The sequence below is a fragment of the Alkalicoccus halolimnae genome (genome assembly GCF_008014775.2).
Classification (GTDB): domain Bacteria; phylum Bacillota; class Bacilli; order Bacillales; family Salisediminibacteriaceae; genus Alkalicoccus; species Alkalicoccus halolimnae.
In genome coordinates, this window is sequence record NZ_CP144914.1 from 3266066 (window position 1) to 3281442 (window position 15377).

General features: G+C 45.3%; 14 protein-coding genes and 1 pseudogene. 4 read left to right on the forward strand and 11 right to left on the reverse strand.

Annotation, left to right across the window (positions count from 1 at the left end; translation table 11 throughout):
* Positions 1–13: 13 nt before the first annotated feature.
* Positions 14–1537: a tripartite tricarboxylate transporter permease gene (locus FTX54_RS14940; protein WP_338485022.1), complete on the forward strand. Its 1524-nt coding sequence runs from the start codon at positions 14–16 to the stop codon at positions 1535–1537.
* A gap of 36 nt (positions 1538–1573) precedes the next feature.
* Here FTX54_RS14940 and FTX54_RS14945 read toward each other — a convergent pair whose 3' ends face one another.
* From FTX54_RS14945 to FTX54_RS14970, 6 genes and pseudogenes are all read right to left on the reverse strand, one after another.
* On the reverse strand, positions 1574–1813 hold the full coding sequence (locus FTX54_RS14945; RefSeq protein WP_147803664.1) for a hypothetical protein: 240 nt from the start codon (positions 1811–1813) through the stop codon (positions 1574–1576).
* Positions 1814–1857: 44 nt separating this feature from the next.
* Positions 1858–2328 carry a DUF2188 domain-containing protein gene (locus tag FTX54_RS14950; protein ID WP_147803663.1) on the reverse strand — a complete coding sequence of 157 codons (471 nt, stop codon included), beginning with the start codon at positions 2326–2328 and terminating at the stop codon, positions 1858–1860.
* A 60-nt stretch (positions 2329–2388) separates the two neighbouring features.
* Complete coding sequence (locus FTX54_RS14955; RefSeq protein WP_422387438.1) at positions 2389–2730, reverse strand: iron chaperone; 342 nt, start codon at positions 2728–2730, stop codon at positions 2389–2391.
* A gap of 285 nt (positions 2731–3015) precedes the next feature.
* A pseudogene (locus FTX54_RS14960) lies at positions 3016–3372 on the reverse strand (peroxiredoxin family protein); the annotation flags it as partial.
* Positions 3373–3384: 12 nt separating this feature from the next.
* On the reverse strand, positions 3385–3522 hold the full coding sequence (locus FTX54_RS14965) for a peroxiredoxin family protein (protein WP_246125614.1): 138 nt from the start codon (positions 3520–3522) through the stop codon (positions 3385–3387).
* 344 nt (positions 3523–3866) lie between these two features.
* Positions 3867–4694 carry a zinc ribbon domain-containing protein gene (locus FTX54_RS14970; RefSeq protein WP_147803660.1) on the reverse strand — a complete coding sequence of 276 codons (828 nt, stop codon included), beginning with the start codon at positions 4692–4694 and terminating at the stop codon, positions 3867–3869.
* 163 nt (positions 4695–4857) lie between these two features.
* Here FTX54_RS14970 and FTX54_RS14975 point away from each other — a divergent pair, with 163 nt between their 5' ends.
* Positions 4858–6843 carry a TcaA 3rd/4th domain-containing protein gene (locus tag FTX54_RS14975; protein WP_147803659.1) on the forward strand — a complete coding sequence of 662 codons (1986 nt, stop codon included), beginning with the start codon at positions 4858–4860 and terminating at the stop codon, positions 6841–6843.
* A 292-nt stretch (positions 6844–7135) separates the two neighbouring features.
* Here the strand turns inward: FTX54_RS14975 and FTX54_RS14980 are convergent, their stop codons facing one another.
* The 3 genes from FTX54_RS14980 to FTX54_RS14990 form a co-directional block, all read right to left on the reverse strand.
* Positions 7136–8893, reverse strand: coding sequence for a sensor domain-containing diguanylate cyclase (locus FTX54_RS14980; RefSeq protein ID WP_147803658.1), 1758 nt, complete (start codon positions 8891–8893; stop codon positions 7136–7138).
* Positions 8894–9650: 757 nt separating this feature from the next.
* On the reverse strand, positions 9651–9971 hold the full coding sequence (locus FTX54_RS14985) for a hypothetical protein (RefSeq protein WP_147803656.1): 321 nt from the start codon (positions 9969–9971) through the stop codon (positions 9651–9653).
* A 360-nt stretch (positions 9972–10331) separates the two neighbouring features.
* Positions 10332–12554 (reverse strand): DEAD/DEAH box helicase, encoded by a 2223-nt coding sequence (locus FTX54_RS14990; RefSeq protein ID WP_187254526.1) that lies wholly within the window; start codon positions 12552–12554, stop codon positions 10332–10334.
* 299 nt (positions 12555–12853) lie between these two features.
* Between FTX54_RS14990 and FTX54_RS14995 the strand changes: the two genes are divergently transcribed.
* Positions 12854–13057, forward strand: coding sequence for a hypothetical protein (locus FTX54_RS14995; protein WP_147803654.1), 204 nt, complete (start codon positions 12854–12856; stop codon positions 13055–13057).
* A complete protein-coding gene (locus FTX54_RS15000; protein ID WP_147803653.1) occupies positions 13054–13473 on the forward strand; it encodes a type II toxin-antitoxin system death-on-curing family toxin in 420 nt (139 codons plus the stop codon). Before FTX54_RS14995 ends, FTX54_RS15000 begins: the two co-directional genes overlap by 4 nt.
* Before the next feature lie 276 nt (positions 13474–13749).
* Here FTX54_RS15000 and FTX54_RS15005 read toward each other — a convergent pair whose 3' ends face one another.
* Together FTX54_RS15005 and eda are read right to left on the reverse strand one after the other, a co-directional pair.
* Complete coding sequence (locus FTX54_RS15005; RefSeq protein ID WP_147803652.1) at positions 13750–14745, reverse strand: sugar kinase; 996 nt, start codon at positions 14743–14745, stop codon at positions 13750–13752.
* Positions 14742–15377, reverse strand: a complete 636-nt coding sequence (gene eda, locus FTX54_RS15010) for a bifunctional 4-hydroxy-2-oxoglutarate aldolase/2-dehydro-3-deoxy-phosphogluconate aldolase (protein ID WP_187254525.1) — start codon at positions 15375–15377, stop codon at positions 14742–14744. Before eda ends, FTX54_RS15005 begins: the two co-directional genes overlap by 4 nt.

Sequence of the window (15377 nt, forward strand, 5' to 3'; positions counted from 1 at the left end):
GGAGGTTATTTCTTTGTTTGATTTATTAATACTGGGAATGAATGAAATTCTTCAAGTGCATATATTATTTATTATTCTGCTCGGAGTAATAGTAGGGATTCTGGCCGGATTAATACCTGGCTTTACAGTAGCGATGGCTATTGTACTTACACTCCCTCTCACGTTTGGCATGGACCCTGTTACAGGTGTGGCAGCTATGATCGGTGTCTTTGTCGGAGGCATGTCAGGAGGGCTTATCAGCGCCACTCTTCTCGGTATTCCGGGAACGCCGTCTTCCATTGCCACCACTTTCGACGCTTATCCTATGGCTAAAAAAGGCTTGTCCGGCAAAGCACTATCCATTGGGATATGGGCTTCTTTTCTAAGTTCCATTATCAGTCTGCTCCTTCTCGTAACTATAGCCCCGCAGCTGGCCCGTTTTGCTCTCATGTTCGGCCCGTGGGAAATGTTTGCCCTCATTATACTTTCATTAACTATTATCGCCAGTGTTACTGGAGATTCGGTAATTAAAGGGCTGATTGCGGGATTGTTTGGATTATTAATCGCCACGGTGGGTGCTGACCCCATCGCCGGTCTATCCCGTTTTACTTTTGATTTTGGTGTTTTAAGAGCAGGAATCCCTTTTCTTGTAGTTCTTATTGGAATGTTTGCCATTTCACGACTGCTCATTTTTCTGGAAAAATCGGAAATGGAGAAGGATAAAAAGGACAGACAGGAGAGAGATCTTCAAAAAGTGAAATTTGTCCTGCAACCAATTCAAACATTGAAAATGGTGCTCAGAAGACCCGGCACCCTTACCGGCTCTTCCATTATCGGCTCTGTCGTTGGTGCTATTCCGGGTGCAGGCGGCAGTATTGCCAATATTATTGCTTACGACCAGGCTAAAAAATGGTCGAAAAACCCCGAAAAATTCGGTACTGGATGTGAAGAAGGGGTCGTTGCTTCGGAAGCAGGCAACAACTCCACTGTCGGCGGGGATTTAATTCCTACTGTAGCTTTAGGCATTCCAGGTTCAGCCGTTACGGCCGTTCTTCTGTCTGCACTTATGATACACGGCATCACGCCGGGCCCTCTCCTTGTCACCGAAGAACCGAACATTGTAGGAGGCATTTTCTTCGCTTTTTTCGTAGCCTCTTTCTGGATGCTTATTACCCAGTTCGCAGGCATGCGCTTTTTCGTGAAAGTAACCCTTATACCTACTCACGTTTTAGTACCTGTAATTCTCGTGCTGTGTGTGGTCGGCACATTTGTTCTGAATAACCGGACTTCCGACCTCTACATTCTGCTGGTCATGGGCCTTATCGGTTATTTGTTCACAAAATACAAATTCGCCTTAGCGCCAGCTATTATTGGGGTTATCCTAGGTCCCATTGCAGAAGTAAATTTAAGAAGAGCTTTTATGACGGATCCGGACTGGACGTTATTTTTCACACGGCCGATCGCGCTGACGTTCTTATCGTTAACCGTCATATCCATCTTTTTCACCGTACTGCAGACAAGGCGCTCCAATAAACGAGCAGCTAAAAATATAAGCTGACGGCGCTTTTATTCTTTTATATTCCGCACTCCAAAGTTAAGGGCCGTTCTGCCAGTCATATCCTGGCAGAACGGCCCCTAATGCTGTACTCCGTGAATGATGAACGAGGAATTCTGCCTCTTCTTCCTGCATTTCTGCCACTCCTCGAGTTAATTCCACCACTCCTGGGCATAATTCCGCCATTACTCCCGCTATTTCTGCCAATAGATTATAATTCTTCCACTTATCCCGGTATTTCTGCCACTTCCCGCAAATTTTACTCTTCCCATCGCACAAAAAAAGAACCACCTTCTTCCGGCAGCTCTTCTCGTCTATAACTATCAGCTTTTATCTTTCGTTTCTTCATCATAGTTGTATGTTTTCTCGACGGAATTGTCTTTTTTGTGCACGACGACGGCCGTCTGTTTCTTTTCGGCAATTTCTTTGGCGCGGGTGACCGCGTCCTGCTTTTTATCGTACACGTTCGATGCCTGCTTTGCGTCTTCCGACTGCACGGCCCAGCCGTCGTCGCGCGGCAGGACGAAGACGTCTTTTTCCATCATTTCCGGCCGGGAATCATCGCCTTCGTCCGGAGAAGTAATCTCCGACTCGGACGTCTTATTGAATTCCTTTCGTTCTTTTTCCGACGCATCGTCATACCACTTTTTCGCCTGCTCGGTCGCAATCGGGATTGCATCGCTTTCTTTATGGCCGTCTTCGAGCATTGAATTTCCGATCTCAATCGCTTTTTTGCGGATCGTGCTGTTCAGGTTTTTCCACGAACTCGGGTAGTCATTCATATTCCAGGGCATGAACATTCCCTCCTTTTTACCTCGTGTACCCGGCGTATCCGCAGAATAAACAGGACGGCCCTATTTTCTCCAGAACGTTTCGCAGTCTGCTTTGTCTTCGATATTGAACTGAATGATTTTTTTAAGCAGCGAAAAATCGACCGGCGTTCCCCACGGAATCCGAATGAGCTGCTTCGTATAGTCATACCCCGCTTCGGTAATTTCCCCGGCAAAACGGTCGATGCCGGCTGGCTCCGGGGCTGCGGCCAGGTGCTTTTTTGACGTGCTGAAACCGATAATGAACGTACCGTGATGAGTAAACACCGGCTGGTTCCAGGCAATCCGCGCCTCCAGCTCCGGAAAAGCGGCCTCGGTCCATTCCAGCACTTCCCTCGTGCGGCTCCGGTGATCCGGATTGTCCATTTTCACTAAAAACTCCTCTAATGTTTCAATAGAAAACTCCTCCTCTATGTAATTATCCGCCTCTCTTCTTCCCCATTCTGCATATCGACGGCAAAGTCCTGCCTGGACGTAACCAGCGGAAGGGCGTCCGGCTTTCCCTTCTATTCTCCCCGCACAAAAAAGAACGCCTCAAAAGCTCTGCTTCCAGGGCGCTCTTTTTAAATCTGTTTTTTAGAGAAAATCTCTGCTTTCCAAACGGAAAAACTGCTGCATGGATCTTACAACGAGCAGCTTGTTGGAGCTGTGTTATTTTAAGTTTTTCTGAATGTACTTGACCGTTTTCCGCATTTCTTTTGCATCCGGTCTCCCGAATGGGGCGGACTGCTTTTGGACGAAAAGAACCATCCCATTTTCATCAAGCAGAAAGACGGCGGGTTCCCCGTGCTCACCTTCGTCTTCATACGGGCTGGTCGCATCATTGTGATAGTAAACCCCGTACTCTTCAAGCATCTTGTATTCTTCGTCGGCAAGCATTACAAAAGGAAAGTTGTTTTCCTCTTTCCATGTTTTCAAGTTTTCCAATTTGTCGGAAGACACCGTTGTAAGATGGACATTGTTCTTTGTAAAGTAACTGACATGCTTTTTAAGATCCTCCAGATCCTGTTTGCATGCTGGTCACCAGGAACCACGGAAATAAATGATATATCTCCATCCGGGGCGCTGCTGAAGATCGTCTTGAAGACTGTATGTTTCCCCGCTTACAGCCGGAAGTGTAAAATCGGGTGCCTGTTCGCCTACTTTCAACTCACTCATGCCGATCACCTCGTTTAAAAAAGAATTAGTCTCCCGTCCCAGGCAGGAAAAGACACTCTTTCGACTTTTCCCTTTTTTGAAAATTCTGAAACGAAATCCCTGTTTGTTTTTTTCATTACTGCCCATTACTTATAAAACGTATTTTCCAACGGAGTTTGCCGTAGGAAAAGCAGGAATACATACGTCAGGAAGCCGTCTGCATCGGCACTCGTCTCATGAACCAGTCCTTTTAAAACAGCTGCCCACCACAAAAAACCTGAACCGCAAAAACGGTTCAGGCACACACTTGTATACAGCTGCTTTTCCGCAGCGGGCGCTGAGCAGGAAAGTCTTCCCCTTCCTTTTTAAAAGTCCGGGATCTGGTTCGTGATACCGGTCATCATCGCTTCGAGCAGCACGTAGGAAATGAACGCAAGGAGGATCGTGAAGCCGACCATGGCGATAAGGACGCCGTAGAAGGAATCGACGCCGTCTGTATTTTTGTTGTCGTAGGAAAAAATAGTCGCGAGCATGGAAAGCGGCACGAGGCCGGCGGCGACCATGACCGTAAATGACGACAGGATGTTAATGGAAAGAAGCGCCAGGACGAAAGCCGAAACGACGAGCCCCATAGGAATGACGAGCAGGCTTCCGAGACGGTTAATAAGCACTTTGTAGCTGGAATTGACTTTCATCATTTTGAGAGAAAGGATCGTTACGCCTGCGGTGGCGAGAAGTGTAATAAACAGGACGATTGTCGGGCGGACAACGACCGTGCCGAAGGGAAGGGACACAAGCTGCACACTGTTGGCGGTAATGTAGAGGGAGAGCGGAAGAAAGAAGGCAAAAAGAGCCATCGTAATAAGACCATTCGTAATTCCTGCCTGATCGATTGATTTCGCGTGATTGACCGGCGCTTTTAAGGAAGCCAGCAGGTAGCTCCCGTAGTTTTTGCCGACTTCTTTTCCTTTTTCCACATACGGCTTATCCAGGAGTGATTCGACTGACTGCATCGTGGACGTTTTTGCCTGCTCTGAAGGATTGGCTTCCGCTGCCGGGGCTGCACCGGCCTCGGCTTCCGGCGAGGTTTCTGACTGGGGTGAAGTAACTTCTGCCAACACTAAATGACTGCCGCACGTACCGCAAAATTTGTCCTCCGCTTCATTTTGCGCGCCACAGTTTCTGCAGTGCATACATATGCCCCCTTCTTTTTTAATAATTACATTATGACACATTTTTAGATAAAAACAATAAAATATAGAAAAAATTCAAAATATTCTGTTTTTTATTGCGAATATCCAATATAATAGGCATAAAGGCGGTAAGGGAAAGATAATATAAAGAGGGGTGTTCTTGATGAAGTTCTGTACGAAATGTGGCAGGGAGCTGAAGGAAACTCACGCGTTTTGTCCAAACTGTCGAGCAGAAGTCAACGGCAGCACAGCAGATGAAGCCTCAGAAAAAGCAGCCAGAAAAACAACCGCAGCCAATGTGCCTCCCCCCGCATCCGCCGAGCGTCCAGCCGCCAGTCCGAGAGCAAAAAAGCCCCGTCCGCCCATGTCGAAAAGAAACAAATGGATTGCTGCCGGTATTGGAGCCGCCGCTGTTATTCTTATCCCTGCCCACCTCGTATTGTCTTCCGCCACCAGTCCCGACAAAGCGCTTGGAGATTTTCAGGACGCCATCGATTCCGAGGACGCTGCTGCCTTAGCTCAGCTGCTTCATGTCAAAGAAACCGGAGAACCGATCACCGAAGAACACGCAGCGAGCATCATCGATTATATGCATTCGTCGCCTTCCGTCATAGAAAGCTTCTATTCTTTCCTCGACGACCAGATGGAAATATTTACGAGTGCCGAAGCCGGTGAAGCAGCAGAAAACTACCAGCCGCTTTACGACGTACAGTTTCTCAGCTTCGAAAACACCGGAAGCCGCTTTTTATTTTATGACCAGTATCAAATCGGCGTAGAATCCTACCCGCTCTACGTCCGCACGAACTATGAAGACGCTTCTTTTCAAGTAAACGGAGAAGAGGTGGATGCGGAAGTGGAAGGAAACGGGAACGTCTTTTTAGGAAACTATCCTGCCGGCTCCTATCATCTGAAAGCAACCGGGGATGGGGAATTGGCGGACCTTGCCCTTGAAGACCAATTGTTTCTTACCGGCAATAATTACCCTTCCCATATGGATTTCGACCTGGATTATGCGTATATATCGAGCAGCGTTGATGGAGCCAGGCTGTTTGTGAATGGAGAAGAGACCGAAGAAGAGCTGCAGACGACGCAGAATGAATACGGGCCGTTTCTTATGGATGAAAGCACCGAAATTCATGCCGAAGCAGAAACCCCGTTCGGCACGATGACGTCCGAGCCGATAACGCTCACTGGAGGCTACGGCAGTCATGTACTCGAGCTGGAAGCCCCGGCAGAACTCGTCTCTGAGGCCGTTGAAGACGTTGAAGAGGATATTCTCAGCAGCAACGAAGGGCCGGTGCAGGGACTGGGCTCCACTGAACTGCTGGAGTCGATCGATTTTTACACAGACAATTACCTGCTTTCGAGTGATGTATCCGACTGGAAATTGGAAATCGAAGCCGAAGAATCATGGCTGATAGGCTCCGAAAGCTTCAGTACGGGAGAGATCGTTATCAATCCGCTTTCTGAAGTCAAGCAGTATACTCTCCGCTATGACGAAACGGCAGATAACTGGACGTTTGATCAGGCGGACTATTTGTTTACTGTAAGCGACCCGTCCAGCGCCGTCACAACACTCGCCGTCAATGATGCCGAGGAGCTGAACGCTTCTGCCGGAGCCGGAGAAGCAGAAGTCGACGACATAGCATCAGGCGGGAACATCATCAGTATGCATGAGAATGTTTATGTAGACGAAGAAAATTTCGGGGAGGAAGGCGGAGAAGCACTGAACGATTACGTAGAATATCCCGAAGAGTATTTAAATACGTTGATGAATAATTATTACATGAGTTACGCCGCTGCCTTATACGATGTCGAATTCAGCAGAATAGTAAGCGAGAATCACGACTTTTTCACGTATGTGGCTCCCGAAGCATCCGACTTTGAAGCGGAACTGTTAAGCACCATCGAGGACCACGCCGACTCCGGTGAATCTATCTATTTCCTTATTGCTGAAGTCACTGATTTTGAAACAGACGATAACGAATCGTACCGCGTCTTCTCTGAAGTTGAATTTGAAGTCGTAAAAGATAACGGAGATATCGTGAGGCAGGTGCTCGAAACCGAACATGATGTCTTGCTGACCGAAAACGGATTTTTTGTGGAAGACATGATCGAAACAGAAGTCATCTCAGAGGAACCGATGTAGCAGTCGGATCTGGAATAAACCACGGGGAGACTGGATACGCTCCTCGTGGTTTTTTGTATGGATAGATTTTTTAATCGGTACAGTGGATTTCTAGTCATTAACCGGTCCTGTTCCCGCTTCATTCATACTTATAAAACCCTTTTTTTGTCAGCACGCTCCCCGCGCCTCTTCCACACAAAAAACCTGAACCGCAAAAACGGTTCAGGCACCAATGCTCTTATTCAGCTGCTTTTCCGAAATATCCGCTGCACACTTTCGCGTTAAAAATCCGGCATCCGGCTCGCCGCAGCAGCTATTCCTGCACCTGCCGGTCGAAGGCGCACGAGAAGCCGGGATCGTGCTCAAGCTGAGCTTTTAGAACTTCCAGACATACAGGGCGGGAAAAGTAGGATCCCTGTACCCGGCTGATTTTTTCCCGTTTCATTGCTTCCCACTGGCTCCTGCTTTCAATCCCCTGAGCAGCGAGATCAAAATGAAACACTTTCCCGAGTTTTCGCAGCTGCTCAAGAAGAATACGGCTGTTTTCGTCCGCAGCGGCCTGAGCGGTAAAAGAGGCAGAAAGTTTCAGTACGTCCATCGGCAGATGTTGAATGATCTTTAAAGAAGCAGCTCCGGACCCGAAATCATCGAGGACCACCTGAATACCGAGAGCGCGCACCTCCTCTGTAAGCTGAACGAGCTTTTCGATCTCCTGCTGAGTGTCCGGCTCCGTAAATTCAACCATAAGCAGAAACGGATTCGCTTTCGTTTTCCAGAGCAATTCGCGCAGATACGGAATTAAAACATCCGGCGAGTGGGAGGCTGACAGGTTAATCGACACGCAGAAATGGTGACGCACCTGCTCAGAAGATAGCTTTCGGCAGACCTGAGCAATCATCCACCGCTCCAGCTCGTAAATTTTCCCAGTCTGTTCGGCAATCGGAAGAAACGTTTCTTCATCAATCTCGCCGAGTACCGGATGCTTCCAGCGGATGAATGTCTCCACGCCGGTGAACTTCTGCGTCTGTGCTTCAAACTGCGGCTGAAAAACGAGATAAAAATCCTCTTGTTCCAACGCTTTGGGCAGCTCCTGTATTAAATAACGTTCCCGGATAATCCTTTCACTGATTGATTCCTCATAGACGGTAATTTGGTTTTCCCCGTGCTTCTGTGCTTCTTCGAGGGCAAGGCACGCCTGATGAAAAAGCTCATGAGGCAGCATGCCGTGCGGCGGAGCGGAGCTGACCCCGGCGCTTGTCGTAAACAGCGTTTCTTTTCCCTTCACTGATACGGGAAGCCGGAGCATATCCTGAAGACGGGTAATGATGTCCAAAAGACTGTCAGAGTGGCTCATGTTCGAAACGTAGAGAAGGAATTCCTGCGGAGCTGGACTCATAAACAAGTCTTTATCACTGATCAGCTGCTGCAGACGGTTCGAGAATTTCGTGAGCGCCTGTTCTGCCGCAGCAGAGCCGAGTCCTTCAACGACAGCGGAAAAATTGGTAACCCGGAGATGAAAGCAGACTGCATTGGCCTTTTCTTCGTCCACCTGCTGCAGCACTTCGCGGTTAAGTACTCCTGTCCGCTGATCGTGCAGCTTATTGTGCTCCAGCTCAATCACCATGCCGAGCAGTTCCGCCATGTTCCCAAGCTGCTTAAGGTCTTTTTCATTAAACTGCTCCGGCCTGGAGTCGACCATACAGATTGTCCCGAACAATTCCTCGCCTTTTAAAATAATCGGAGCGCCGATGTAGGAGCGGATCCCGAATTTTTTGTTGAGCGCCAGATGGGAAGTAGAAGGATGAGTAACGGTATCTTCGATTAACAGCGGTTCGGGTTTTTCGGAAGAAACGATAAGGCGGCAGTAGGAGTCCTCCAGGGAAAGACGCATGTTTTTTTCCAGGGCCGGACCTTCATCGGCGAAGCTTTCAAGCACCGTCATCGAGGAATCCGAAATATTCGTAACGTACATGGTTCCAAACGTGGTCAGATCCTGCAGAATATGAAAAATTTTCTGTGCGTACGAATGAAAATCCTGATAATAAACCATCTCCTGCGATGAAATACGCATGTTCTTCACTCCCTCTTTTAAATTATCGTTCCATCTTACTCAAGACTCGATCGTTCTCTAAGATGAATACCATAAGGAAGTAAAAAATGGCTGCAGCTGTTCATAAAAAACGCGCAGTTGAATAGCGGGGTGAGGGCAAAAAAGACTTACACTAAAAGAGCGTATGCGTAAGCCTTCTCTTCTGTGGTGTTTACATTTTCTTTACCTGTTCCATCAAATAATAAACCATTTTTCCTTATCATGGAGAAGAGCTGAAGCCTTTCTCCGCGGCAGGCACTCCAAAAACAAAACGTAGCTTTAACAGAGACACTCATGCAGGATCGCTGCACCATGTGAGGCATGAAAATGACCTTCTATAGGAATGGAATTACCCCTCTATACAGGTCAAATGAAGGATAGTCAGAAGGAGCTTCTTTATTTTATTAGAAGACCGATCCTGCTTCGTATTTTTACTGGGCGCTGGAGTGGACATGGGGCGACTCCAGGGCGATCAAGGACGAGCTGAAGATCCATCCCGCCCGGAAAGCGTCCCCATGGAAACGAAAGCGCACGTTCAACGATTTTCTACTTTATTTTCAAGGCAGCCAAACTTTAAAAGCTCTATTGGATATATCGTTTTCCTCGTCATAGGAAATATGGAAATTCAGCAGACCACACCCCCATTAAAGTAAGAATATTGCAATAATTTATGCGGGCATTTTACCTTTAACAAAGAATTTTTCTGACCTTTTAACCCTGCTTCGAGTTCATTGTCTTTTTATGGAATATACATGAGAAAAGCGTATTTTCTTTCACTTTCAAAAAAAGCATGAAGCTCTTCTGCGAAAACTGCAAAAATGTCGAACAGCAGCTCTTCCTCAGGCTCACAATTTTCTTTTCCACGGGCGTAGAGGGATAAAATGTCTACTTCATTCACAAAGGCTTCTAAAAATATACTTGCCGTCGGATCAAAAGTAGCTTTGATAAGAAATTTTTCTTCTGCATTGCCACAGACATTCTGCATATTTCCGGTTGCATAAAGAGTTTCCTTTACTCGTTGAATGCTTTCAATACGTGATTTATCGATTTTTTCCTCCATACCTTCACCCCTCCGTTTTTTCATCTTATGAACTAGACAACAATAAGGAATACTAGCTATATTATATCGTTTAACCATGATAAAAGATACATCTTAATAGGTATTTAGTTAATTAAATAGCAATCTCCCATTTGAAGGGTTTACAGGAGAGGAAAATTTTTTATGTATAATGATTCATCTTTCCTTATATTTCACTTCTATACAATTCCTCTTTTGGCTTCCCCGGTTGAACAATTCAAATGGCACCTTCCTTCATTATCCGCAGTTGCTTGCTCCAAGCAAAGCCCTGCTCCCACCATCAGCACTCATGATAAAGATACCTTTTCTGCCTTATTGTGCGAATAACACTTTAGAACCTGCTTAAAAAAGTTTCATCTGCTTTTGATCTTTTTTCGCTTCTTCTTCCAGTAAATAGCCCAGCCTTTTATAACCGCTGAGTCTTTTTTGATACATTTTTTGCAGTTTCTCTATTTTTTCGTCAACGTAATCATACACTTCCACTGATTCTTTACCATCGTAAGCTCTATGCAGCCGGCCGACATACTGCTCAATACTGCCCTTCCACGAAATCGGCATCGTCAAAAACAATGTATCAAGTCTTGGATCGTCAAATCCCTCGCCGATATATTTTCCCGTAGCTACGATCAAACGTTCTTCGTCCGGTGGAATTTCTGCTAATTTTTTCATCTGTCCGGTTAGTTCCTTCTTACTTAAACGTCCGCTTAATACAATAATATTTTTTACAAAAGGCTCCAGTCTATCGACCAGGAGATCTAAATGAGCAACTCTTTCAGTTAATACAAGCGGGCTCCTTTTCCGGTCTATCGCTTCTAAAATATCGTTAAATATTTTCTCGTTCCGCTCTTCGTCGAGCATCATACATTTATACATGTCCTGCAGATTTACAGCACTTCTCTCACCAGCTGCAAACGATGTTCTCTTCGGTTTTAAAATATGGTGGAAAGAACGTACGGCTGCCTGATTTTTAGCATCCGTCTTATATACAACCGGACCACACTGCATGAACATGAGCGGATGAAGACCGTCTTTTCTTTTCGGAGTTGCTGTCAGACCATGGACATAAGCTGCCGTTGTTTTTTTAAGTATTTCTTCAAAGGTATAGGCGGAGATATGGTGGCATTCATCCACGATAACCTGTCCGTACTGGAGAAGCTCCGGCTTGTTCCTGACGCTTTGTATAGTAGCAATGTCCACAAGTCCTGTCGCCTTATTTCTGCCGCCGCCAATTTGACCGATCTGCTTTGAATCGAGGTTTAAAAATGCCGTCAATTTCGCTTTCCACTGATCAATCAGCTGCGTACGGTGGACAAGAATAAGCGTACTTACTCTGCGTCTGGTGATAAGAGCAGCCGCTACCACCGTTTTTCCGAATCCAGTTCCAGCTGAAAGAACACCGCAGTTTTTCGTTTCTAAAGCTTCCAGAGCTGACTGCTGCTCTGGAAACAAGTCAGCCAGGAAAGCTACGTCCAGCGGCTTTCCGTAAGAACGTTTATCTTTCAGCTCCACTTGTCCGAACGCCTCCAGAATTTCTTCCTGCTTTCCTCTCGGAAAAATATATGCCCCATCTACTTTTTCATACCCTTTAATAACGCTTGGCATCCGGTCCGTCGAAAGTCGGTTCGCTTTCGCTTTGTAGTATTCGGGGTTATGAAATGAACACATATCAACGAACGTATCCTTTAACTCGTTTGTTACTATCGATTCGGGGATGATGATACCATTCTTTACTAATACGTTTTTCCCCACTTCCGTTGAAGGTTTCTCACCCGCTCTGTTCTGATAAAGAACCTGTTCTACTTTTTTTAGAGAATATTTCTCCATGCGTTCTAAATATCCCCACTGATCTTCTATTATCTGACCCTTTTCATTAATAAAGACAGTTGTTCCCTGTTTCCTTTTTTCACCTTGAAGAGGAAGGGCAATAAGGTTCCCAACACCTTTATCTTTCACTTCATCCTGAGTAGGAAAAAATCGGTCAAAAGAAATTAGCTTTTTTTGATTTAGGATAGAGCAGGCCTCCTTCAAAAGCACTGCCCCCAGATTTCTTGCAAGCCTGGCGGGCACTTCTTCGGAGAAGAAAATCCAGGCATGCAGGCCTTCTCCCGAACGAGAGCTTTCAAGAGCACACGGTATGCCTTTTCTACAGCATGCCTCGTAAAAAGCGTAAGCCTCTTTCTTCGCATTCTGTTTATCAAAATCCGCCGCCAGAAAATAACAGCCATGAGAAAGTGTCAGCGGATAAATTCCTAAAGTTTCCACACCTGATAAATGCTGAAAAATCATTTCGTCTGTAACAACAGCATTCTGACGTGATTTATGATCTTTTACAGGAGCATAGCCTGTTTTACCGTCCTTAGTTTCAAACCTTCGGGCAAATACGTCCTCTCTTCCGCGGAACAGCTGCCTGAATATACGTATGCGATTCGCAATCAATTGTTTTTTACGATCCTTATGACTGGAATCATCTAAAAGACCATTCTCTTCCAACAGCCTGCGATATTTTTTATTTACTTTCTTTAATTCTTCGTTCTCCCGCTCGAGCTCCCGCAACCTGTACTCCATAGACATCCGCCACCCCTCCCTGATTTCTGTTAGAACCATCTTACAATATTTCTGCGTTTCAAGTTGTTATCATTTCTTAATTCTAAAGGAATCTTTCGTCAAATAATGCTGGAATTTTTCCGCAAAACAGCTCTCCAAATAAATAAATGTTTCTTGATTTTTTAAAAGATCAAAAACTTTTTTTTACACTGACCATTTGTGAAGGAAGCAACTGGAGGTAAGTCATTCGACAATATTTAAAGCGTTTGCTATGATTAACATAACGAATAGTGGGAATAAAGAAAATAGGAGGTGCGGTTATGCATATCACTGATAAGAAGAATTTCTTTTTGAATTCCTCTGGAAGAATAAAGGCTCGCTTAGTTTCTAAAAATTTTCGTAAAGACACAGAATTCAATGAATCATCCGCAACCTCAATAACAGATACTTCCCTCCTGGATGCTTTCTATGAAGAGGGAGTTTCACGTCATAAAGAAGCGTTGGAGCTGTTGAAAAAAACATGATATTCGATAAAAATGCAGGAAGTTATATATATTTAGAAGAGCATGAAGTAATTGAAATCAATCGTCGTCAGATGGCAGAAGAAGGTAAAAAAAGCATCTTAAAAGAACCGGGGGAGCTTTCCATTATATTGGAATCTCCCTATTTAATTTCTTTTGGAGTGGAGTTATATCCTACACTATGGGAAAAAGCAGCCTGCTATTTATATAAACTTACGGTTGCCCACGTATTTGAAAATGCGAACAAGAGAACCGCTTTTTTAGCTGCATACATATTCATGAGAGCGAATGGCTATATTATTACTGCAGAGAGAGATGTACTATATGATTTCATGCTTGCGCTGGCAGACAGCATCAACCCTGCAGGATATGAAGAAGCTGTTGCTTTCATTCGTCGGGAATCCGTCCCAGTTAACTAAAATATTTAATATATCTCATTCGAATTTCTTCCACAAAGTAACTCTCCGCTGTATTCACGAAGGGTTTTTATAAATACAGCACACATGGTCGCAGAAGAATAATGACAGGTACTTAAGAAAGACACTTTATCCGGTGGTTGTTTTCCCTCTATTCCTCCTATAAAGTAAAACAAGCTGCACCAGATACTCTGGCGCAGCTCGTTACTCGTTCAAAAAGAATATTTCGTGCGAAAGTTGAATCATTACCATTAGTTTATACACTTCTTTCTACACTTACTAGCGCAGTAAATCCTGCGGAACAGGGTTAGAGAGAGTTTGAATCATGTTTTCAGAAATATTGATTTGGTCCCCCTTGAAAAAGTGCTGATACACACCGACTGCCATCCCACGGTTCAAGGTTTCTTCCGGGGCCAAACCGTTATGAAGACCATAGAGAATTCCTGATGCAAAACCGTCTCCGCCACCGATACGGTCCTTCACCTGGAAATCAATTTTTGATGATTCCATCAACTGACTCTCATAAAACAAATATCCGGTTAAAGAATGGTGATTTTGATCGTGTATGATTCGATTTGTTGATGCTGCACCTTTAATGTTAAATTCACGTTTCGCTTTTTCATAATAATAGGCGAGAACTTCCTTATGTTCCAGGTCCGGTGCATCCCATTGAAGAAGAAGGCGGAAATCCTTTTCTCCTGCAAATAGAAAGTCTATATACGGAAGCAGCTCTTTTAATGCAGCACCTGCCTCAGAAGGAGACCAGAGTTTAGATCGATAGTTCATGTCAAATGAAACAAAGACGCCCTCATCTTTCGCTTGTCTAATGAGCCATTTAACATATTCTCTTACCTCTGTATTAATTGCCAGAGTGATACCCGTTACGTGGAGTGCAGACACGCCCTCAAATAATTCTTTAGGTTTCACTTTATTCTCAGGCAGGCGGTAAAAGGAGGAGTCTTTTCGATCATATATAACGACCGGCGGTTTCAATGAAAAGCCTTCTTCATGAAAATACAACCCTAATCGATCTCCATCTTTAAATATCCATTTCTCTTCTACTCCGGCACTTCTTATGTCCCGGAGAGCTCTTGCTCCGATATCATTATCCGGCACTACGGAATAAATGCCTGTTTTTACACCCATTTGAGAAAGTCCTTTGGCTACATTAACTTCAGCGCCGCCAATATGGATGTTCAGCTTATCCGATTCTGCAAGTGCACTGCCTTCGTCCGCTGATAACCTCATCAATACTTCTCCAATAGTCAGTATCATTTATAAGCACCTCCTATTGTACGTAAAAAGTTTTCCGTCTGCTTCGTTACTTCTTTGGCACCATGGTCACGAAATACATTTGTGATTTCGCCGCCCACTCCTACGCATACCGCTCCGCGTTCTATCCATTTTGCTGCATTATCGATAGATACTCCACCGGTAGGCATAATCGAAACTTGAGGCAGAGGACCCTTAACCGCTTTAATGAAATCAGGTGTAAAATGCTGTCCCGGGAAAAGTTTAATTAACGAACAGCCATGTTCCAGTGCCACTGTCATTTCAGACAAGCTCATACAGCCAGGAATGTAAGGGGTCTGGTATCGAAAAGCAGTCTTTGCACTTTCAGCATCAAATGATGGAGCCACAATGTATTCAGCTCCGTGAAGCTGGCTGTGTCGAACCGTTTCGCTGTCCAAAACGCTCCCGGCGCCTACGACCGCATCCGGAAATAAGTTTTTCAGCTCTGTGATCGCTTCTCCTGCTCCCGGAGAAGTGTACGTTACTTCCAAGGAACGCCCCCCTCCCTCGTAAACTGCACTGCCGAGTTGAATCAACTCTTCTTTAGAGGAAGCACGCAGTACGACAGTCAGCTGGGAACGAAGCATTTTCTGAAGAGTTTCCCATTGTTTCAT

Coding starts and splice junctions, on each gene's coding strand:
- FTX54_RS14950 (WP_147803663.1), bottom strand. CDS start 2,328: ATGCCCTGGAATATGAATGACTACCCGAGTTCGTGGAAAAACCTGAAC.
- FTX54_RS14955 (WP_422387438.1), bottom strand. CDS start 2,730: ATGGACAATCCGGATCACCGGAGCCGCACGAGGGAAGTGCTGGAATGG.
- FTX54_RS14965 (WP_246125614.1), bottom strand. CDS start 3,522: ATGAGTGAGTTGAAAGTAGGCGAACAGGCACCCGATTTTACACTTCCG.
- FTX54_RS14970 (WP_147803660.1), bottom strand. CDS start 4,694: ATGCACTGCAGAAACTGTGGCGCGCAAAATGAAGCGGAGGACAAATTT.
- FTX54_RS14975 (WP_147803659.1), top strand. CDS start 4,858: ATGAAGTTCTGTACGAAATGTGGCAGGGAGCTGAAGGAAACTCACGCG.
- FTX54_RS14980 (WP_147803658.1), bottom strand. CDS start 8,893: ATGCGTATTTCATCGCAGGAGATGGTTTATTATCAGGATTTTCATTCG.
- FTX54_RS14985 (WP_147803656.1), bottom strand. CDS start 9,971: ATGGAGGAAAAAATCGATAAATCACGTATTGAAAGCATTCAACGAGTA.
- FTX54_RS14990 (WP_187254526.1), bottom strand. CDS start 12,554: ATGGAGTACAGGTTGCGGGAGCTCGAGCGGGAGAACGAAGAATTAAAG.
- FTX54_RS14995 (WP_147803654.1), top strand. CDS start 12,854: ATGCATATCACTGATAAGAAGAATTTCTTTTTGAATTCCTCTGGAAGA.
- FTX54_RS15000 (WP_147803653.1), top strand. CDS start 13,054: ATGATATTCGATAAAAATGCAGGAAGTTATATATATTTAGAAGAGCAT.
- FTX54_RS15005 (WP_147803652.1), bottom strand. CDS start 14,745: ATGATACTGACTATTGGAGAAGTATTGATGAGGTTATCAGCGGACGAA.
- eda (WP_187254525.1), bottom strand. CDS start 15,377: ATGAAACAATGGGAAACTCTTCAGAAAATGCTTCGTTCCCAGCTGACT.